Here is a 19,823-nt window from a genome sequence, read left to right as displayed (position 1 = left end):
TACGGAGTAGGATGCAAGGCGTTGGATGCAGGTGTTAGAGAGCAACGATCATGGCTGCACTGGATACCCTACAAGTCTTTCAAGCCCTCAACCGCTCGCCCAATGCTCGCCTCGAGCACAGTGCCGAGCTCGGTGACGGCTTGTCTGCAGCCTTGTGGAGCAATCACCACGACGCCCAGGAATACGAAGCGCCCAGCCACCACACGTTGTCCTGTTACCTCGCCGGCGGCACCGGCACCTTTCGCCGCGACCAGCCCGACAACAAGGGTGGTCCGGACAAACTGTGCATCCTCCCGGCCGATCACCAGTCAGGCTGGGTGATCAACGGCGATATTCGCCTGGCACACCTGTATTTCAGCCCCGAACAATTTGCCCTCGGCTGCGTCACCCTGCTCGATCGCGAACCACGGGAAATGCAGCTGCGCGAGCAGACCTTTCTCGATGATCCGCAGCAGGCGCTGCGCTTTCGGCAGTTGATCACCTTGAACTGGGACGAACCGGGCGAGCGTCTGCTCACCAGCAGCCTGGCTCACGAATTGCTCAGCCATGCCCTGCTCAGCCAGGTCAACGTGCGTCAGGGCTTGCGCCTTAAAGGTGGGTTGGCCGCGCATCAGCGTCGGCATCTGGTGGAGTTCATCGACAGCCATCTGGACGAGGCCATCAGCCTCGGTCAGTTGGCGGCGTTATGCGCGTTATCGGAATACCACTTCGCGCGAATGTTCCGCGAAAGCTTCGGCTTGCCACCCCACCAGTACGTGCTGGCGCGGCGCCTTGACCGGGCGCGGGAGTTGCTGCGCACGACCTCGCAGCCACTGGGGGAGATTGCACTGGCCTGCGGCTTTTCCAGTGCCAGCCACTTCACCAACCGGTTTCGCCAGTCACTTGGCGGGACACCCGGTGAGTATCGGCAGGCGTTTTTGCGCTAGATCCGGTGTTTTCGGCGCCTTTCAGGCCGCCATCGCGAGCAGGCTCGCTCCCACCTTTGGACTGTTTTTCCCTGTGGGAGCGAGCCGGCTCCGGGCGGCGTTCCGACGAAGAACGATGACACGGTCTATCGTCAGAACTCCAAGGTACTCGACAACGTCACCTGCCGCGAATCCCCCATCGAAACAAAGAACCGACTCGCCGCCGAGGTGTAGTAGGTGCGGTCGAACAGATTCTTCACGTTGAGCTGGAACTTGACCTTCTGCCCTTCGACCCTGGTGTCGTAGGTGGCGAACGCATCGGCCACGGTGTAGCTCGGCAGGTCGAAATCGTTCACCGCGTTGCCCGCGCGCTCACCCACATAACGCGCCCCGGCGCCGACCCGCAGCTGATCACCGCCAATGACGCTGCCGAAGTCATAGACGGCCGACAACGAGCCGCTGTTCTTCGCCACGTTCTGCAGTTGATTGCCTTGGTAATCCGGGTCTTCGGTGACCTCGGCATCGGTGTAGGCGTAGCTGCCGATCATGCTCCAGTGATCGGTGAGCTGACCGCTCAGGTCCACTTCCAGGCCTCGGGAACGCACTTCACCGGCGGCACTGTAAACCGTGGTCGGGCCTTCGGCGTTGGACACCAGCACATTGCGTTTCTTGATGTCGAACAGTGCGATGTTACCGGTGACGCGGCCCGGCAGATCGAGCTTGGCGCCCAGCTCCCAGGACTTGGCTTCTTCCGGCGCGATGCCGCCGTCAAGCACGGTACTGCTGCCGCTCAAGGGTGCGATGGTCGAGTTGGGTTTGAACGACTCGGTGTAGCTGCCGTAGAACGACAAGGCATCGGTGTACTTGTACACAAGGCCCGCGCGCGGCACCCATTTCTGCCCGTTGCTGTCGGTGTTCGCGTGGAACGGCACGCCTTTGCCGGCGTACTGGTCGTACGCCTGGAAACGCGCACCGGCCACCAGAATCCACTGATCGGTGAGGTGGATGGAGTCTTGCAGGAAGACCGAATCGCTGCGCAGTTCATCGGTCTGCGCACTGTCGGCCGCGCTGACCGTGGTACCCGGCACTTCCTGGCCATAGATCGGGTTCACGTAGCTGAACTGGGTACGGCTTTTCTGGCGGATCAGGTCTTCGCGATAAATCTTGCGGTATTCGTCGTCGATGCCGAACAGCAGGTCGTGCTGCATGCCGAGCACGTTCACGTTGCCTTCGAGGCTGGCGGTGGTGAAACGGTCGGTACTGATCGCATTTCGGGTGCCGTCCATGTTGCGGGTCAGGGTGCCATTTTTGGTGTCGATGGCGGTCACGCGCACCTGGCTGGCATCGTAGGTTTCACGGTTCCAGCTGTAGCCGAAATGGGCTTTCCAGTTGTCGTTGAGTTCGTGATCGGCCTCGAAGTGATAGAGGTCCGAACGCCCTTCCATGTTGTTGAACGGCTCGTCGAGACGCTCGTTGCGCGAGATGTCCAGTGGATGGTTGGTCCGTGGATCGATCAGCGTGCCACGGTCGAACGGTGTGAGAAATTCGCGGTGCTCATAGGAGAACAGCAGCTTGGTACTTTCGCCGTACCAGGCCAGGGATGGCGCGATCAGGCTCTCGCGATGCACACCGAAGTTGCGCCAGTAATCCTCATCTTCGTAGTCCAGCACCATGCGGTAGGCCAACCCGGAATCGCCGAGGGCCCCGGTGCTGTCGAGACCGCCGCCGCTGCCGTTCTTGCCGTCGCCATAACTCGAACCGCGCGCGGTCAGTGCGTTGTACTGCTCAAGCTCGGGCTTCTTGCTGACCATGTTGACCACGCCGCCCGGATCCTGGATGCCGTAGAGCAACGAGGCCGGACCCTTGAGTACTTCGACCCGGTCGACGCTGGCGTTAAGGCCACGGCCCTGCACGATCGGCATGCCGTCGCGCATGATCGAGCCGTTACGGTTGTCGCCAAAGCCGCGGACCATCACCGAATCCTGGGTGCTGCCCAGGGTGTTGGCCTGGGTGATGCCGCTGACATTGGCCAGGGCGTCATCGAGATTGCGCGGCGCCTGGTCGCGGATGACCTGGGCCGGGACGACGTTGATGGTCTGGGGGATATCCTGAACCGGGGCCGAGGAGCGCATCACTGAAGTGGTGGGTGGCGGTTGGTAGCTCATGGAGTCATCCATCACCGAGGTGATGGTGGTCGCGCCCAGGTTCAACGCACCTTCAGTCGGCCGTGGCTCCAGTGCAATGGTGTGGCCGTCGGTGCGACGGAACGTCAAGCCCGAACCAGTGAGCAGTCGTTGCAGGGCCTGTTCGGCGCTCATCTGGCCATTGATGGCCGGCGCATTGAGGCCGTACGGCGCTTCATCGGTGTAGACGACACTGATGCCGGTCACCCGGCTGAAATCACTCAGGGCCTGGGGCAGCGGTTTGGCGGCCAGCGCGAAATTGAATTGCCCACGCGGCCGACTGCTGCCCGTCTCTGCGGCCAGCGCCACGCTCAGCGGCAACAAGGCCAATGCCGAAAAGCTCAACGCAGACACACTCAACCATTGTTTGACCGAACCCGATTTTGCCCTGGACTTCATGACTCATGACCTGTGTAGAACCGCAACGGATGCGAATGACTCGCAGTTTCAGTCACTACACGAATGGCAATCGGGTTTACCTCAGCAAAATTTGAAAATATTTTTATTTGAGTGGTTGGGTGTCTGATCTGCCGTCATCGCGAGCTTGCTCGCGATGGGGCCAGTCGCCTCAACGCAAAATAATCAGATGCCCCAAAACCTGATGCTGCTCAAACCCCAACACGCCCTGCAACGAACTCAACACCGCCTGCGGGTTCCTGCTCGGAAAGCTGCCACTGACCCGCCGCGTCGCCAGTTCATCGTTGAGCAACACGATCCGTCCGGAGTAATAGCGCCCCAAATCCTGCACCACATCGGCCAGCGTCGCCTTGTAGTAATTGAGCCAGCCCTGGCGCCATGCCAACTGCGCTTCGCTGTCCACCGCCTGGAGTTTTTCCGCCGAGCCTTCGCCATAGGCCACTTGCTGGCCGGCAGTGAGGATCTGCTGCTCGGCATTTTTGTCCGCCGTCACGCCGACTCGACCGGACAGCACCGTGACCTGTGTACCGTGGGGCTGCAAACGGACTTCGAACTGCGTGCCCAAGACCCGCGCCTGCCCTTTCTCGGCCTCCACCACAAACGGCTCGCCGGTGTGGGTAACGCTGAAAAAACCGGCACCGCGACGCAGTTGCACACGCCGCTCGCCGCGACTGAAATCCACGGCGATGGCGCTGTCGGCATCCAGTGTCACCTGCGACTGATCGGCCAGGGTGACGGTGCGAATTTCCCCCGGTGCCGAAACGTAATCCGCCCCCAGGTCATCAATCCAGCGCATCGGCTGCCAGCCTGTGCCGAGACAGATCATCAACAGCAGACACGCGGCCATCGCCAGCGCACCGGACCAACGCCCGACCGTGTTGCGCCGCGGCTTGTCCATGGCGTGGAGATACCCCTGCAAGGCAAAAGCGTCTTCATCGGCGAGCGTGCGCGCCGGCCCTTCGCTCAACTCCCACATTACCTGCGCCTGGGCATAGGCCTCGGCATGGGCGGGGTCGGCTTGCAACCATTGGCTGAACGTCGCCTGGTCACCGCTGCTGGGCTGGTCATGCAACAGGCTCAGCCAGGCCAGCGCGGCCTGCTCCTGCGCGGGCGTCGGAGTGACGCGTTCGAGGTGGTTCACGGTGCTTTCCCTGGCGTACGCGGTTCGGGTTCCCGAAGGCTGGCCTTGCAGGCTTCGAGGGCGCGCATCATATGTTTTTCCACGGCACTTTGGGACAAGCCCATGGCCTTGGCGATCTCGGCGTATTTACGGCCATGGATGCGATTGAGCAAAAAGATCTGCCGCGTACGCTCCGGCAAGGCGCGCAACGCCGCTTCGACATGACGCAAATCGTTGCCCGCCTCCAGCGCCGCTTGCGGTCCAACGTCATGGCTGTCCGGTGGTTCCACCATCAAGCCTTCACTGACCCGGACCCGCGTGCCTTCACTGCGCAAATGGTCGATGGCGATGTTGCCGGCGCAGCGCAACAGGTAGGTGCTGAGTTCCTCGACTTGCACCAGCGGCCGCCGCCAGAAACGCAGGAACAAATCCTGTACCAGGTCAGCCGCTGTCGCCCGGCAACCGACACGCCGACTCACCAGTGCTTCCATTTGCGAACGCTGGGAGAGAAACACCTTGAGAAAATGCGCACGGTCGTCGCGCTGTTGATCGCGCTCGTTATCGTGGGGGTCGGGGGGCAGAGTGATCATCGTTCATGTTTCGACCTGAAAACCGGTGAGGCCACGACAGCGTCAGGGGCCGGCAAGGCCACAATATTAATGATAAATATTCTCATATGCAAAAAGATCGGGTGCAGCCCGCTATCAATCCCGTTGGTTGCACCGCAAACCTGGCTGTCCCCACAGCCAGCCAATGACCATGAAATCCAAAAGCCACCGAAACGAAAACGGGCCTGCAATGCAGGCCCGTTCTAATGGGAAGGTAAAAAGTGAATCAGGTGTCAGCCGTTAAGCGCCGCCTGTTCGTTTTCCAGAAACTCTTCTTCCAGCAGCTGGTCGGCATGGGCGCCACTCTCGATGGGCACCACATTGGCTCGTTTGCCGCGTAATTTGCCGAACATATGCTCCAGCGCATGTTCAAGTTTGGTAGCTGCTCCGTCGATCGCCTGCTCCATGGTGGAGGCTTTATGGGTGACGGAAACCGGTTGATGGCCTTTTGGCCGCGCCTCCAGTTGGCAGCGCATGTCGTGGGGACCCGGCTTGTCGCCGTTCTCGTCCCGCAGGTGAACCTCGACTCGTGTCAGGTCCTCTTCGTAGCGTTCGAGCGTGCTCTCAATGGTCGTACGTACCCACTCCTCCAGTCGTTTACTGCCTTGAATATGGTTATCGCTATTGACTTGGATTTGCATAGTTCATCCCTTATTTCAGCTAGCTCGCGAGAGGCCGGTCAGCTAAGCCCTTGGGCGTCATCACCGTGACCTCTTACTTACACAATCGGTCTGTACGCTGAACAATTCAACCCCTAAAAAAGATAAATTTTCAATCGCAAAAAAAAGCCGGACAACCGGTAAAAGCGCTGTTAAGGTCGGGAGTTGGGTCGCCCTGCTCTTACGTAATAATTGCTCACATTTGCCGCTCCCCCAACGGGTGCAGGCTGCGAAAAGCACCCGCCTCCTCCACCAACCAATCGTGCACCGCGCGCACACCTGGATGGCTCAACGCCCCCGGTGCGTAAAGCAGCATGTAGCGCTTGTGATTGGGCACCGCCAAGCCAAACGGCACGATCAAGGCACCACGCTCCAACTCATCATTGAGCAACGTTCGTCGCGCAATCGCCACGCCCATCCCGGCGATGGCCGCTTCGATGGTCAGGTGGTTGCGATTGAACGTATGCCCGCGTCGCACATCCGCCCCCTCGAAGCCGATGGCGTTGAGGTAAAACTCCCATTCCGCGTACTCGTAGCTGCCGCGCCAGGCGGTGATGTCGTGCAACAAGGGAAAGTGCATCAGGTCTGCCGGACCGTGCAGCGGCGGACGACCACGCAACAGGCTCGGCGCGCACACCGGAAAAATCTGTTCATCCAGCAAGGCTGTGGATAACAGGCCCGGATAACTGCCGTCGTTCAGGTCGATCGCCAGGTCGAAATCGCCTTCATGCAACGGCACGCTGCTGTCCTCGGCCACCAGGCGCAGCTGAATGTCCGGAAAACGCTGCTGCAAACGCGGCAGGCGCGGCGTCAGCCATTTGCTCAGGAACGACGGAATCGAACGCACCCGCAGAATCCCGCTGATCATGCCCGCATCCAGTCGCCGCAATTCCGCGTCGATGCTGCCAAAGGCCTCGTTGACGGTAATGGCCAGGCGCTGGCCCTCTGCGCTCAGCTCCACTCCGCGGGCGCGGCGGTGAAACAGGCGAAAGCCCAGGCGTTCTTCCAGCTGGCGAATCTGCTGGCTGACCGCCCCTGGTGTGATGTGCAGTTCTTCGGCGCACCGGGTGAACGACAGGTGCCGCGCGGCACAGGCAAACACGTTCAGCCAGACATACGTCTGGGCGTGTAATTGACGGCTCATCGTTTAGTCCTGCTAAAGGATGTCTTAGGAATTTTCGTTGGTCACGCAGGATCGTGACAGGCAGTATCGCCCAAATTGCGCTTGTCCTACAGAAATGGCAGCGATTACCCTTCCATTGCATGTAAAGGCTTTAGCATGGCTATCAGTGTTTTCGATCTATTCAAAGTCGGCATCGGCCCGTCCAGTTCCCATACCGTCGGTCCGATGCGCGCTGCCGCAACATTTGCCCAAGCGCTGGTCGATCACGGTTTTCTGGCTGACGTGCGACGCGTGGAAATCCGCCTCTATGGTTCTCTTTCAGCGACCGGCGTCGGCCATGCAACGGACCGCGCCTGCGTCATGGGCCTGATGGGCGAATGGCCCGACCGCATCGATCCCACCACCATCGACAGGCGCATTCACACCCTGCGCGAAACCGGCAAATTGTGCCTGGCAGGCGTTGCGGAAATTGCCTTCGACTGGCAACGCGATCTCCTGCTGCTTAACGAGAGCCTGCCCTACCACCCCAATGCCATGTCCCTGACAGCCTTGGGTGAAACCGGCGAACTGTTCGAGCAAACCTACTACTCGGTGGGCGGCGGTTTCATCATCGAAGCGGCCGAAGCTGAATCCGGGGTCGCACCGGCCGGCGATGTGGTGCTGCCTTACGATTTCTCCAGCGCCGCCGAACTGCTCAAGCTGTGCAATGAGCACGGGCTGCGGGTGAGCGAACTGATGATGACCAACGAACGGGCATGGCGCAGTGACGCAGAGATCCGCCAGGGTCTGTTGCATATCTGGTCGGTGATGCGCGAATGCGTCGAGCAGGGCTTGCGCCACGAAGGCATCTTGCCCGGCGGTCTGAATGTTCCACGTCGAGCGGCGAAACTGCATCGCAGCCTGCAGGAAATCGGCAAGCCGAACGTCATTACGTCCACCTTGTCAGCGATGGAATGGGTCAACCTGTACGCCCTTGCAGTGAACGAAGAAAACGCCGCCGGCGGGCGCATGGTCACGGCACCGACCAACGGCGCGGCGGGGATCATTCCCGCGGTGCTGCACTACTACATGAAATTCAATGCCGATGCGTCTGAGGACGACGTAGTCGCGTTCTTCCTGGGTGCAGCTGCCGTCGGCATCCTGTGCAAGAAAAACGCTTCGATCTCCGGGGCCGAAGTCGGCTGCCAGGGTGAAGTCGGCTCCGCCTGCGCCATGGCCGCCGCAGGCCTGGCAGAGGTGCTTGGCGCCACCCCGGAGCAGCTGGAAAACGCCGCCGAAATCGGCCTGGAACACAACCTCGGCCTCACCTGCGACCCGGTGGGCGGACTGGTGCAAGTGCCGTGTATCGAGCGCAACGCGATCGCCGCAGTGAAAGCCATCAACGCCACGCAAATGGCCCTGCGCGGCGACGGCATACACTTCATTTCCCTGGATCGGGTGATCCGCACCATGCGCGACACCGGGGCCGACATGCACGACAAGTACAAAGAGACGTCGCGGGGCGGTCTGGCGGTGAACTGGGTGGAATGCTGATCGCTTTGGAGGCACGTCGAGGTTTATTGCCCTGAAACGTGCAGAAAACGCGGCCCCCTGTAGGAGCGAGCTTGCTCGCGAAAAACCCTCAGGCGCCGCAAACCATCTGGTTTGACGCGTTATCGTTCACGACCATCGCGAGCAGGCTCGCTCCTACAGAACGTTTTTTTTGTCCGACAATTTTGTCGGCATGCCCCTTGCTACATCCTGGTTGGAACAATGATGGCGAGATGGCCGGTGGTCTGGCATTGCGAACCAACCCGATCACGGCCGGTCAACAACTGCACGTTCAATCAGGCGGTGACGCATCATGGACAACCCTTTCCAGCTCATTACCGATGCCTTTGCAGCGGATTACCAGATCAACCTGAGCATTCAGGGCCTGGACGGCAGCATCATGCTGACCCTGTCCAACAGTGGCCGCGTGGTGGCCAAACGCATGATCAGCGCCGAACAACGCAATGACCTCGAGCGCCTGAAACGACTGGTGCAAAGCATTCAGTTCGGCATTGCCATCGAACAGGGCCACAGTGCCGTGGCCATCCTCGAATCCATGACCGATGGCGGCACGCGCAGCCTGCCGCCACCATCAGCCAACGGCCGGCCCCGACCCGCCATGGGGCTTTAAAGTTCGCCCTTTTCTACTTCCGGATGTTCACTGGAGCCCGCACCTGTCTTGCGGTGCGGGTTCTCAATCTTCACCGAAGGAAATTGCGACGAAGCGTAACGCACCACCAGAATCGCAAACGCCAACAGCAGAATCCCGCCGCACAGGTAGATGATCCCCAGGTCCGGCGGGTTGTGGTGCGAAACGTTGGAAATCAGCAGCCGCGTCAGCGCGGTGATCGCCACGTAGATCAGGAAGCGCACGGGCATGTGGTTGGTCTTGAAGTAAATCCCGACCATCGCCCCCAGTTCCAGGTAGATGAACAGCAGCAAGATGTCATCGATCTTGATGTGCCCCGCTTCGATCATCCCGAGAAATTCCATCACCGCCGCCCACGCGGTCACCGCACCAATGGCGAACAGCGCCAGGTAGTGAAAGGTTTCGACGAACAGGTTGCCCAGGGACTCGGCCAGTTCATGCACGTTCTGCCGCAGTTTTTCGGCCCAGTTGATTTTCACGATGCTGCTTCCTTAGGTCGGTTCGACCGGATGATGCGGGTTGGACGTGACGGTTTTTCTGCATGCAGAAAAAAGGCCAGCCCATGATGGCGAGCCGCTCTGAATCGCGCGCCGTGGCGTTTGGTCGCACCCGTGCAGCGCCTCACCTGACAAATGCCGAAACCGGTCTACATTGAAAAGCCACTATCCAAAAGACAGGGTTTCGCTTATCCTTTAGCTGTATATAGATACAGTAGTCGAAATCGACAACCAATGTGAAGGCATGTGAGGTGGTGAATGGCCGTCGAAGTGGTATACCGCAGCAGCCGAGATCTGGAGCGCTTGTTCATGGATAAAGCCGAAGCTGACCGTCATGACAAAATGCTCGAACTGGCCGAACTGCTGGCTGAAGTGTTGCAAAAAGCCGTTCCGTCCCTGACCGAGCAGCAAGTGGAAGAAGCCGGGATCTACATGGCGAAGAATCGCGATGTGTTCGCCAAGGCGTTCAAGAGCCAGCCGGACGCCCTGTCCGAACTGCTCAGCGCACCGGTTGAAGTCGCACAACCTGTTGCAGCGGTCGAGGCCGTTGAGGCCGTGGAGCCGATCACCCCGGCCAAGCCTGCCAAGGCCCCCAAAGCCGCCAAGTAAGCAAAGCCAAAATTGAACAGGCCCTGAGTCAAATGACCCAGGGCCTTTTTCATGCCTGTGGAAAACTCATCCGATTCACCAGTACAACACTTTCTCTGCCAACTCATCGGCCACCCGTGCGGGGGAGCGTTTTTCTGCCTGGGCGTGGGCGAACACTTCGGTCAGGCGCGAACTGATTTTCGACAGGTGTGCGGTGATGGTCGACAGTTCTTCGCCGCGATGCTTGAGCGACACGTAAATCAGCCCGCCGGCGTTGATCACGTAATCCGGCGCATACAGGATGCCGCGGCGTTCCAGTTGGTCGGCGATATCCAGATGCGTCAGCTGATTGTTCGCCGAACCGGCCACCGCCGAGCAGCGCAATTGCGACACGGTATGGCTGTTGAGCACACCGCCCAGCCCGCAAGGCGCGAGGATGTCGCAAGGTGTGCTGAGCAGCGCATCGTTGGCAATCGGGTGCGCGCCGAGTTGCTCCATGGCCAGTTGCACCTTGCCGTGATCGATGTCGCTGACCAGCAGTTCGGCACCGGCGGCGTGCAGTTGTTCGGCCAATGCATAGCCGACATTGCCCAGGCCCTGGATAGCCACGCGCAGACCTTCGAGGTTATCGCTGCCGAGCCGGGCCATGGCGGTGCTGCGGATGCCGGTGAATACCCCCATTGCCGCGTGTGGCGCAGGGTCGCCCGCCGAGGTGGTGCTGGTGACGTGTTGGGTTTGCTGGGCGATGCAATCCATGTCCGCCACGGAAGTGCCGCTGTCGATGGCGGTGATGTAGCGGCCTTCGAGTTGTTCGATGCAGCGTCCGAACGCTTCGAACAGTGCCGCGCGGTTTTCCACATGGGCCGGACGCACGATCACCGCCACGCCACCACCCTGGGCCAGGCCGGCCAGCGCGGCTTTGTAGCTCATGCCTTGGGCCAGGCGCACAGCGTCTTCGACCGCTGATTCGTCGCTGGGGTAGGCAAGGTAACGACAACCACCCAGGGCAGGCCCCAGACGGCTGTTATGAATGGCAATGACCGCCTTCAACCCGGTGACCGAGTCAACGCTCAGATGCAGCGATTCAAGGCGGGTGCTTTGCATGAGAGCGAACATCGTAAGGCTCCCGAATCACTTCTTGTAGTCGCCAGTATAGGCTTGCGCCCAAAAATTGCAGAAGCGCACCGGAATAAGAACGGCCCCGATGCAGGCTTTCGGAAATAACCTGTGATCGCCCTTGTGCGGCACTGGACGAATGCCGGAGAGGGGGCTAAAACGAGGCATTGCCCGGAGATTTTGATGACCCCGCGCCAATCGTTCTTCGCCTGCCTGCAACGTTCACCGCCCGCGCTGTTCGAGGCGGCACTGTGGATTGCGGCCGAGCACGACAGCGAGGTGGAGCCGCAAGCACAGTTGGCCAATTTCCGGGCGTTGCAACAACGGGTCAGCGGCGGCTTGCCGATGCTGCCGGTCAGTGAACTGGCCCAGCCGCTGCTGCGGCGCTTGAATGACCTTGGCTTCGCCCAGGACGACTTCACACCCTTGCGCCCGCAAGTGGCACTGCTGGACAAAGTACTGGAGCGCCGACGAGGGCAACCCTTGACGCTGGGGCTGATTGCGCTGGAGTTGGCCAGGGGCCTGGAGATTCCCATGGTCGGGGTCAACTTCCCCGGACATTTCCTGCTGCGGGTACCGGGCGCCGATCATTTGCTCGACCCCTGCGGCGGCCGCCGGCTTTATCCGAACGATTGTCGGGAACTGCTGCACCGCCAGTATGGCCCGAACATGAAGCTCAGCGCCGAACACCTGGTAACCGCCGAGCCGGCGCAGATGCTGCAACGGCTGTCGCGCAACCTGCGCCAGTTGTACCTGTCCCACGACGATTGCATCAATGCCCTGATCGACGCCGAGCGCGTCCTGGAACTGGGCAATGCCACTGCCGCCGACTATCTGGCCCGGGCCAGCCTGTACCAACGGCTGGACTGCCCGAACGCCGAGCGTTTTGACCTGGAGCATGCGCTGCTGCTCAGCGAAGATCCGATCCAGCGGATTCGCCTGACGGAACGGTTGGGGCATTTGCCGCCGAACGCCATCGTTCACTGATCACAAATCATTGTGGGAGCGAGCCTGCTCGCGAAGAGGGAGTGTCAGTCAAATCAATGTGACTGACATACCGCTATCGCGAGCAGGCTCGCACATTGGGATAGTGTGAGTTGTTATGGCGTGTCTGGCTGGTTCGCCGGATGCGCCTTGATGAAAGCCGGGTGCGTCGCCGCCAATGCCGCCACTCGCCGGATGCGTGGATAAGCTTCAAGGGAAACATTGAAACGCTCGGCCGCGTACAACTGAGGGATCAGGTAGACGTCCGCCAGTCCAGGCTCGGGGCCGAAGCAATAACCGTCATCACCGATCAGCTGCTCCACCGTGGCCAGCCCTTGGCCGATCCAGTGACCGATCCACTCCACCACCTGCGGTTCGTCGTGACCCAACTGACGCAGCCGATTGAGCACGCTGACGTTGTGCAGCGGGTGCACATCGCAGCCGATCACTGCCGCCACGCCGCGCTCGTGAGCACGGGCAGCCAGGTCCCCGGACAGCAGTGGCACCTGTGGATAACGTTCCTCCAGGTACTCGATGATCGCAGGAGACTGGATCAGCAACTCACCTTCATCGGTGCGCAAGGCCGGCACACGGCCCTGCGGGTTGATGCCCAGATAAGGCGGCTGTCGATGCTCGCCGCCCTGCGGTGCGATCAGGTTGACCGGCAAGGATTGATAATCCAGGCCCTTGAGCGCCAACGCGATACGCACCCGGTACGACGAAGTCGAACGGTAGTAGGTATAGAGTTCCATGCCCCGCTCCTGTTAGCGCGCCGGCAGCACTTTGCCGCGGCATTCGCCGAAACCGATGGAGGCAAAACCGTCGCGGCGGCAACGGCCGCGCAGGATGATTTCGTCACCGTCCTCAAGGAATTTACGCACCTCGCCCGAGGCCAGTTCGATCGGTTTTTTACCGCCTTCGGTGATTTCCAGCAGGCTGCCGAACTGACCGCTCTCCGGTCCCGACAAGGTGCCCGAGCCGAACAAGTCACCGGCCTGCAACTGGCAGCCGTTGACGCTGTGGTGCGCGACCATTTGCGCCACGGTCCAGTACATGTGCCCTGTGTTGCTCAGGGTCAGGCGATGGGCTGGCAGGTTCTGTTCGCGCATGGCCTCGGTGAGCAGCAACACTTCCAGTTCGATGTCGAATGCGCCAGCGGCCTGATCGCGCTTGTCGAGCAGGTACGGCAGCGGCTGCGGATCGCCTTGTGGACGCTCAGGCTGGGCACGACGGAACGGCTCCAGCGCTTCGGCGGTGACCACCCACGGCGAGATGCTGGTGATGAAGCTTTTCGAAAGGAACGGCCCCAAAGGCTGGTATTCCCAGGCCTGGATGTCCCGTGCCGACCAGTCGTTGAGCAGGCAGAAACCGGCGATGTGGTCGGCGGCGTCGCCAATGGCAATCGAGTCGCCCATTTCATTGCCCTGGCCGATCCAGATGCCCAGCTCCAGTTCGTAGTCCAGCCGCGCGCAAGGGCCAAAGGTCGGCTCGGTATGACCGGCCGGCAAGGTCTGGCCTTTCGGGCGACGTACATCGGTACCGGACGGGCGAATGGTCGACGCACGACCGTGGTAGCCAATCGGTACGTACTTGTAGTTCGGCAGCAACGGGTTGTCGGGACGGAACAGTTTGCCAACGTTCTGCGCGTGCTCGATGCCAACGTAGAAGTCGGTGTAATCGTTGATTTTCGCCGGCAGGTGCATCTCGCAATCCGCCGCCAGCGGCAGCAGTTTTGCGCCCTGGGCTTCGATCTTGCCGTGCAGGGTGCTGCCCTCGGCGAACAGTTCCAGCAAACGCTCGCGCAAGGCGACGCGAGCTTCGCGGCCCAGTTCGAAGAACGCATTCAGCTGACCGCCACGGGTCGCTTCGACCGCTGTTTTCGCGGCGCCATCGAACAACTCGGCCTCAAGGGCCGCTTGCAGGTCAAAGATATGTTCGCCAATGGCCACGCCACAACGCGGTGCCGAGCCGTTGAGACTGAACACGCCCAGCGGCAGGTTTTGCAGGGGGAAATCCGCATGGTCGTTGGCGGATGCAACCCAGCTGCGAGTGATGGAAGTCTGCGTCATGGGTTATCTCCGGGTCGGGTCGAAAGTGGCGGGCAGCGTAGCCCAGCAGGCGTCGTAAGTGTTTTGCAGTTGCGGGCAATCGAGGGCGAAACGGCTTGGGCGCAACACCTGGCTGGTCTCGAACATGAACGCCATGGTGTTGTCGATTTTCGCCGGCTTGAGGTCAACGTTGATCGCTTTGGTGCAAGTCTCTCCATCGGGGCCGTGGGCGCTCATGCAGCTGTGCAACGAAGCACCGCCGGGCACGAAGCCTTCGGCCTTGGCGTCGTATTCGCCCTGGATCAACCCCATGAATTCGTTCATCAGGTTGCGATGGAACCAAGGTGGACGGAAGGTGTTCTCCGCCACCATCCAGCGTGGCGGGAAGATCACGAAGTCGAGGTTGGCCAGGCCGTGGACGCTGGTAGGCGAGGTCAGCACGGTGAAGATCGACGGATCGGGGTGATCGAAACTGACGGTGCCGATGGTGTTGAAACGGCGCAGGTCATATTTGTACGGCACGTTATTACCGTGCCAGGCAACCACGTTGAGCGGCGAATGATTGAGCTCACAGGCCCACAACTCGCCGAGGAACTTCTGCACCAGCGAGGTGGATTGTTTCAGGTTTTCGTAGGCCGCCACCGGAGTCAGGAAGTCCCGCGGATTGGCCAGGCCATTGCTGCCAATCGGCCCCAGGTCCGGCAGACGCAGCGGCGCACCATGGTTTTCGGCGACGTAACCACGGGCTTGCGGGTCGAGCAGTTCGATGCGGAATTTAAGGCCGCGAGGCAGTACGGCAATTTCCAGCGGTTCCAGTTCAAGCACGCCGAGTTCGGTGGCAACGCGCAGGCGCCCCAGTTCAGGCACCAGCAACATCTCGCCGTCAGCATTGAAGAACACGCGCTCCATGGAACGGTTGGCGCGGTAGTTGTAGATGCTGATCCCGGCCGGTTTTTCTGCGCCCGAGTTGGCGGCCATGCTTACCAGTCCGTCGATGAAATCGGTCGGCTCGGCGGGAATCTCCAGCGGGTTCCAGCGCAGGCGGTTGGGAGTCACTTCTCCCAGCGGACCGCCGGCGAGTTGCCGATCCAGTTTGACGAATGCTGGATGATTGGCCGACGGCTGAATGCGGTACATCCAGGTCCGCCGCGCTTCGCTGCGCGCCATGGTGAAGGCCGTGCCGGAGAACAGTTCGGTGTAAAGGCCGTACGGGGCTTTTTGCGGGGAGTTCTGGCCGACAGGCAGTGCGCCGGGCAACGCTTCGCTGCTGAATTCGTTGCCGAAGCCTGACAAGTAGGCCAGCGCTGGCGTCGTTGAATCGGGGTTCATGGAGCCTCCTGAACAGGGAGTCGGCAGTGGCCGCTCGCTCTGTTGCAGAGGTCGAGGCGCGCCTGGGTTATTTTTATCGTAATTTGATTACGCATAACGTAATTTGATTGGTATTGACCGTCAAGCTATAAAGACGCCCATTCGTCCCGGGATCCCTGCCACCATGGAAAAAACCAGCGACAACAACGGTAAACAGAAAGTCCGCTCGGCCGAGGTTGGCACCGACATCCTCAAGGCTCTGGCCGAACTGTCGCCCTCGACTTCGCTGTCACGCCTGGCCGAACACGTGCAGATGCCGGCGAGCAAGGTTCACCGCTATTTGCAGGCCTTGATCGCCAGCGGATTCGCCGAACAGAACGCCGCCACCAACCATTACGGCCTGGGCCGCGAAGCCTTGCGCGTAGGGCTGGCGGCACTCAACAGCATGGACGTGCTGAAAGTCGCCGCCCTGCCCCTGGCCGAATTGCGCGATGACTTGAACGAAACCTGTTTTCTGGCGGTGTGGGGCAATCAGGGCGCGACCGTGGTGCATATCGAACCGGCGGTGCGTGCGGTGACGGTGGTGACACAACTGGGCTCGGTGTTGCCTTTGCTCAGTTCTTCGACGGGACTGGTGTTTGGCGCCTACCTGCCGAAACGCGAAACCGAGGATCTGCGCGTGCAGGAATTGCAGTCCCACGCAGCCCACGCGCTGGCAGACGATCAGGCCTATGCGGCCCAGTGCGAACAAATCCGCGCACGCGGTTTGCACCATGTACATGGTTTGCTGCTGCCAGGGGTGGATGCCTTGTCGGCACCGGTGTTCAACGCGATGGGCAGAGTGGTTGCCGTGCTGACGGTGGTGGGGCCGACATCGTTGTTCCATGCCGATGAAAACGGTCCGGCGGCGCAGCGCCTGTTATCCGCCAGCCATGCGGTCAGCTGGCGCATGGGTTTTGAACCCGCCGTATCCGCAACCTGATTGCGGCAACTGTGCCAACCACGGGGTTGGCACAACTACTTTGATAGAACCACCAATCAGCTCAGTAAATCCCGGGCAATTGCTGCACCCATTTCATTGAGCTCATCAAGTTTCACACCATCGAAACGATATTTCTGGTCAAACGTGTACGGCTCGGAAAAGATCCCCAAATTCTCACTGGCGAATTTTGGAACTTCACCATCCTGTAACTTAAGAAAAAATGCCGAGACCAGTGACTGAGAGTAAGTAACCGTCGAATCGTTAGCCGACGCAATTGCATTGACATATACCTTATCGACATCAATTCCGCGACCGCCGAGCCTTGCGTGCAGCTTGGCCCGCACCAACTCCTTTGTCAGTTGTTCCATACCTTAAAACTCCATAATTGAATGGGCTACGAAAGTCCCTGAATATCAGATCAGGAAATCCGGAGCAATTTCGATCACCAGGTCACTGATTTCCTTGATCGTGAGTTGCGGATGCAAATCAGATTCCCTGGAACTGTAGGCGATCGAATAAACGCCCAGCCCTTCACCGTGATAGTAAGGAATTTCATTATGTTGAAAATAAGCAAAGATATCTTCGGCCAGACTTCGGGATTGAAGTATCTTTCGCCCTCCCGGCTCCGTCACAAAACTGGTCAAGTACACGTTATCAATATTGATTTCCGGGATCTGGTACTTTAACGCTGCGTGGACCTGCTCGATGCCAGAAACCTTGATCGAGCGTTTTGAAAGGTTGATTGAGGGCGCATCGGTCAACCAACGGACGGTATCCATTACTATTCTTTCAAACTCTATCAGATCCAGCCCTTTAACCTGATGCTCCGGCTTGTAAGAAAACCTCAGATTGAAGACACCGTTGATCCCCTGAACATAAGTTGGAGAAATCTCTTTCTCAACCCACGCCAGCGTCTCATCGAATAACGTCCTGGACTCGCTGACATCAGTGCCAAGAATATCAACCAGCGTATTCAGATAGGTCTTGTGCGGGTTGATCCCGAGTTTCCCCAGGCGTTCAACCAACAGCACCTCGACTGCGAAATCCGCACGAATACGCTTCAATCGCGAAATCTTACTATAAGAAAAAAAACTGTCACCCATACAGACTTCCTGTCACGTTAAATAGCCGAGCATCCTGCTCGACCTTGTCGTTAAATGTACTGACAACGCAACCAATTGCTTATTTGTCAGCGCCGACGACCATACTAATCAACACGGTTATTTATGCACACAATCGTATGTTTTAATTCGTTTCAAAACCAAAACAAACAACTACCAAATCTGCATTATCAACCCCAACTTCTTCGCCATGGCAACTGCCTGTGTACGCCGCTCCACACCCAACTTGCTGTGAATGCGCCGGGCATGGGTTTTCATCGTATGCAACGAAATGAACAGCTGCTCGGCAATTTGCTGATTGGAATTACCCTGGGCAATCAGGCCGAGCACTTCCAGCTCCCGACTGCTCAGCAGGCTGGCATCCAGGGCCAGCGCGGTCACCGTCTCCTCGCCTTGTAAACGACAGATCAGATTCGGCTGGCGCAAGTTCAAATCACGCAATGCCTGTTGCCCCTGGCAACGCATCACCAACGCCAGACCGGCCTCCAGTGATGCGTGGGCCATTTCCGGCTCGCCCGTCAGGTCCGCCACTTCGCAGATGGCCAATTGCAAGTCCGTTTCCAGCGCCAGCATGGCGTTTTGTTGCGCGTGCCCGAGTAACGCCTTGAGCCGATCCAATGGATGTTGCGCCAGTTGCAGTTGAGTCTCGGCCAACACCAACGGGTATTCGATACGCGCATTCAGCTGCAGCGTGGCCGGCGGTGCCTGGCGCGCGTGGGCCCCGCGATAATGACGCAAGACCCGGGTCAGCGCTTCCAAGGCCAACTCCGGGCGCCCTTGCTGCAACCAGAAATGGCTGCTGATTTGCAGCAGCACCCCGCGATACACCGTGTCGGGGATCTGCCATTGCTGCATCAACAGTTCAGCCTCGCGCAGACGATCAAACGCACCGGGTTGATGCTGTTGATCGAGTTGCCGATAAAGGTGCTCTCGCCCCAACTGACCACCTGCTTGCCGGCGCGGACCGTGCCCGGCAAATCGGCGAGGGAGTAGTTGTGATAGACGAAAGCGTCGAGGATTTGCCCGTCTGAAGACTTGGCGCCTTCTTTGCGATTGTGATCGCTGATGTCCTTGAACGGGCGGCTTTCATCCTTCAGTTCAAAGTCGTACCAATACTTGCCACGCACGAACACACCGGTGTCGCCGTACTTCAGTTCGAGGTCGTGAATACCCTTGAAGATCTTCGAGAAGGTTTCACCCTTCTTGAAATTCAATCGCCCGTCGTCGCCGGTCGAGGACTGGCCGGAACCGCCGTTGACGGTGCCCACCAGGGCGTTATCCGCATCACGCATGCCCCAGCTCGCGCCGACCGACAGCGAGGAGTCGAACGTCCCCTCGATTTCCCCGATGTTGAACGAAATGGCCTGTGTCTGGGCACAGCAACCCAAGGCGACCGCAGCCGCCAGTGCCTGCGGTGTGAAGATGGCGCGCATTGTTGTTTTTGTCATGCGTCTTCCCCGGTGAGTGACAGAAGGCCTCACCCTACTGCCGGGCATCGGGGTCGATAAGCGCACCAAGGAGGTATTCGTGGTGTACCTCTAAAGGATGACTGGTACAGGGTCATCACCCAGACGACGAGCACCCGAATCCTGACTGTTGCCGGGGTTGCAACAGTGCATGTCCGTAATTGGTATTTTTCCAACGACACCAAGGGCTTATTCTTACTTGGCTGTCACGGTAAACCACCGCAGGCACGAAGTACCGGTCTGCGCCGTGATGAAAGATTTCAGATGAATTGAGGATTCGGTTCATCGCCCCGTGTTCACTGACGTTGATTTGTAGCTCCTGATCCAACGTCTTACCTTGGCCGCTGCGTTTGCAGCGGCCTTTTTTATGGTTCTTCACGCAATCCCGGGAAACTGTAGGAGCCAGCTTGCTGGCGATGGACTCAAGTACGCCGCGTTTATCCGGTTCACACGCGTTATCGTTATCGACCATCGCTGGCAAGCCAGCTCCTACAAAGGAGCGTGCCCAGGCTTTTTTTT

At 59.5% G+C, this 19,823-nt stretch carries 18 protein-coding genes and 3 pseudogenes; 6 read left to right on the top strand and 15 right to left on the bottom strand.

The annotated features are described in order from the left end of the window. The first annotated feature begins 50 nt into the window (after positions 1–50). Positions 51–926, top strand: a complete 876-nt coding sequence (locus AC3ITY_RS04470; protein ID WP_223459138.1) for a helix-turn-helix domain-containing protein — start codon at positions 51–53, stop codon at positions 924–926. Positions 927–1,057: 131 nt separating this feature from the next. On the opposite strand, the gene AC3ITY_RS04465 is transcribed toward AC3ITY_RS04470, so the two are convergent. From AC3ITY_RS04465 to AC3ITY_RS04445, 5 genes are all read right to left on the bottom strand, one after another. Then, the gene (locus AC3ITY_RS04465) at positions 1,058–3,487 is read right to left on the bottom strand and encodes a TonB-dependent siderophore receptor (protein ID WP_489307829.1); all 2,430 of its coding nucleotides are present in this window, start codon (positions 3,485–3,487) and stop codon (positions 1,058–1,060) included. A gap of 169 nt (positions 3,488–3,656) precedes the next feature. Then, entirely contained in the window at positions 3,657–4,646 is a 990-nt protein-coding gene (locus AC3ITY_RS04460) for a FecR family protein (protein ID WP_489307828.1), read from the bottom strand. Continuing rightward, positions 4,643–5,215, bottom strand: a complete 573-nt coding sequence (locus AC3ITY_RS04455) for an RNA polymerase sigma factor (RefSeq protein ID WP_489307826.1) — start codon at positions 5,213–5,215, stop codon at positions 4,643–4,645. Before AC3ITY_RS04455 ends, AC3ITY_RS04460 begins: the two co-directional genes overlap by 4 nt. Before the next feature lie 251 nt (positions 5,216–5,466). Continuing rightward, the gene (locus AC3ITY_RS04450) at positions 5,467–5,874 is read right to left on the bottom strand and encodes an HPF/RaiA family ribosome-associated protein (protein ID WP_007970346.1); all 408 of its coding nucleotides are present in this window, start codon (positions 5,872–5,874) and stop codon (positions 5,467–5,469) included. Positions 5,875–6,088: 214 nt separating this feature from the next. Next, positions 6,089–7,036 carry a LysR substrate-binding domain-containing protein gene (locus AC3ITY_RS04445; RefSeq protein WP_008046773.1) on the bottom strand — a complete coding sequence of 316 codons (948 nt, stop codon included), beginning with the start codon at positions 7,034–7,036 and terminating at the stop codon, positions 6,089–6,091. A 135-nt stretch (positions 7,037–7,171) separates the two neighbouring features. Between AC3ITY_RS04445 and AC3ITY_RS04440 the strand changes: the two genes are divergently transcribed. Both AC3ITY_RS04440 and AC3ITY_RS04435 read left to right on the top strand, forming a co-directional pair. Continuing rightward, complete coding sequence (locus tag AC3ITY_RS04440; RefSeq protein WP_489307825.1) at positions 7,172–8,548, top strand: L-serine ammonia-lyase; 1,377 nt, start codon at positions 7,172–7,174, stop codon at positions 8,546–8,548. A 310-nt stretch (positions 8,549–8,858) separates the two neighbouring features. Then, on the top strand, positions 8,859–9,176 hold the full coding sequence (locus tag AC3ITY_RS04435; RefSeq protein ID WP_489307824.1) for a DUF3509 domain-containing protein: 318 nt from the start codon (positions 8,859–8,861) through the stop codon (positions 9,174–9,176). Here the strand turns inward: AC3ITY_RS04435 and AC3ITY_RS04430 are convergent. After that, entirely contained in the window at positions 9,173–9,673 is a 501-nt protein-coding gene (locus tag AC3ITY_RS04430; RefSeq protein ID WP_489307822.1) for a phosphate-starvation-inducible protein PsiE, read from the bottom strand. The genes AC3ITY_RS04435 and AC3ITY_RS04430 overlap by 4 nt on opposite strands. Positions 9,674–9,949: 276 nt before the next feature. On the opposite strand from AC3ITY_RS04430, the pseudogene AC3ITY_RS04425 reads away from it, so the two are divergent. Then, a pseudogene (locus tag AC3ITY_RS04425) lies at positions 9,950–10,189 on the top strand (YebG family protein); the annotation flags it as partial. Between the two features lie 186 nt (positions 10,190–10,375). Here AC3ITY_RS04425 and AC3ITY_RS04420 read toward each other — a convergent pair. After that, on the bottom strand, positions 10,376–11,395 hold the full coding sequence (locus AC3ITY_RS04420; protein WP_489307820.1) for a Glu/Leu/Phe/Val dehydrogenase family protein: 1,020 nt from the start codon (positions 11,393–11,395) through the stop codon (positions 10,376–10,378). 183 nt (positions 11,396–11,578) lie between these two features. On the opposite strand from AC3ITY_RS04420, the gene AC3ITY_RS04415 reads away from it, so the two are divergent. Beyond that, positions 11,579–12,382, top strand: coding sequence for a SirB1 family protein (locus AC3ITY_RS04415; RefSeq protein WP_489307819.1), 804 nt, complete (start codon positions 11,579–11,581; stop codon positions 12,380–12,382). Between the two features lie 113 nt (positions 12,383–12,495). Here AC3ITY_RS04415 and maiA read toward each other — a convergent pair whose 3' ends face one another. Genes maiA through hmgA form a run of 3 tightly spaced genes read right to left on the bottom strand, consistent with a single transcriptional unit; the run spans position 12,496 to position 15,756 of the window. Continuing rightward, positions 12,496–13,131 (bottom strand): maleylacetoacetate isomerase, encoded by a 636-nt coding sequence (maiA, locus tag AC3ITY_RS04410; protein WP_489307817.1) that lies wholly within the window; start codon positions 13,129–13,131, stop codon positions 12,496–12,498. A gap of 12 nt (positions 13,132–13,143) precedes the next feature. Next, entirely contained in the window at positions 13,144–14,448 is a 1,305-nt protein-coding gene (fahA, locus tag AC3ITY_RS04405) for a fumarylacetoacetase (RefSeq protein ID WP_489307816.1), read from the bottom strand. A 3-nt stretch (positions 14,449–14,451) separates the two neighbouring features. Then, positions 14,452–15,756, bottom strand: coding sequence for a homogentisate 1,2-dioxygenase (gene hmgA / locus AC3ITY_RS04400; protein ID WP_489307815.1), 1,305 nt, complete (start codon positions 15,754–15,756; stop codon positions 14,452–14,454). A 163-nt stretch (positions 15,757–15,919) separates the two neighbouring features. Between hmgA and AC3ITY_RS04395 the strand changes: the two genes are divergently transcribed. Further along, positions 15,920–16,717 carry an IclR family transcriptional regulator gene (locus AC3ITY_RS04395; protein ID WP_223448061.1) on the top strand — a complete coding sequence of 266 codons (798 nt, stop codon included), beginning with the start codon at positions 15,920–15,922 and terminating at the stop codon, positions 16,715–16,717. A 56-nt stretch (positions 16,718–16,773) separates the two neighbouring features. On the opposite strand, the gene AC3ITY_RS04390 is transcribed toward AC3ITY_RS04395, so the two are convergent. From AC3ITY_RS04390 to AC3ITY_RS04370, 5 genes and pseudogenes are all read right to left on the bottom strand, one after another. Continuing rightward, the gene (locus AC3ITY_RS04390; RefSeq protein ID WP_489307814.1) at positions 16,774–17,085 is read right to left on the bottom strand and encodes a hypothetical protein; all 312 of its coding nucleotides are present in this window, start codon (positions 17,083–17,085) and stop codon (positions 16,774–16,776) included. A 45-nt stretch (positions 17,086–17,130) separates the two neighbouring features. Then, positions 17,131–17,820: a hypothetical protein gene (locus AC3ITY_RS04385; protein ID WP_489307812.1), complete on the bottom strand. Its 690-nt coding sequence runs from the start codon at positions 17,818–17,820 to the stop codon at positions 17,131–17,133. Between the two features lie 171 nt (positions 17,821–17,991). Then, positions 17,992–18,726 (bottom strand): annotated as a pseudogene (locus tag AC3ITY_RS04380) (response regulator transcription factor); the annotation flags it as partial. Further along, positions 18,726–19,286: pseudogene (locus tag AC3ITY_RS04375) on the bottom strand (DUF1302 domain-containing protein); the annotation flags it as partial. The pseudogenes AC3ITY_RS04380 and AC3ITY_RS04375, both read right to left, overlap by 1 nt. Positions 19,287–19,401: 115 nt before the next feature. After that, positions 19,402–19,776, bottom strand: coding sequence for a hypothetical protein (locus AC3ITY_RS04370; RefSeq protein ID WP_489307811.1), 375 nt, complete (start codon positions 19,774–19,776; stop codon positions 19,402–19,404). Positions 19,777–19,823: the final 47 nt, after the last annotated feature.

The organism is Pseudomonas sp. GL_091 (genome assembly GCF_057837725.1).
The sequence above is the reverse complement of the archived record's forward strand: the minus strand, read 5'-3'. Positions and strand labels throughout refer to the sequence as shown.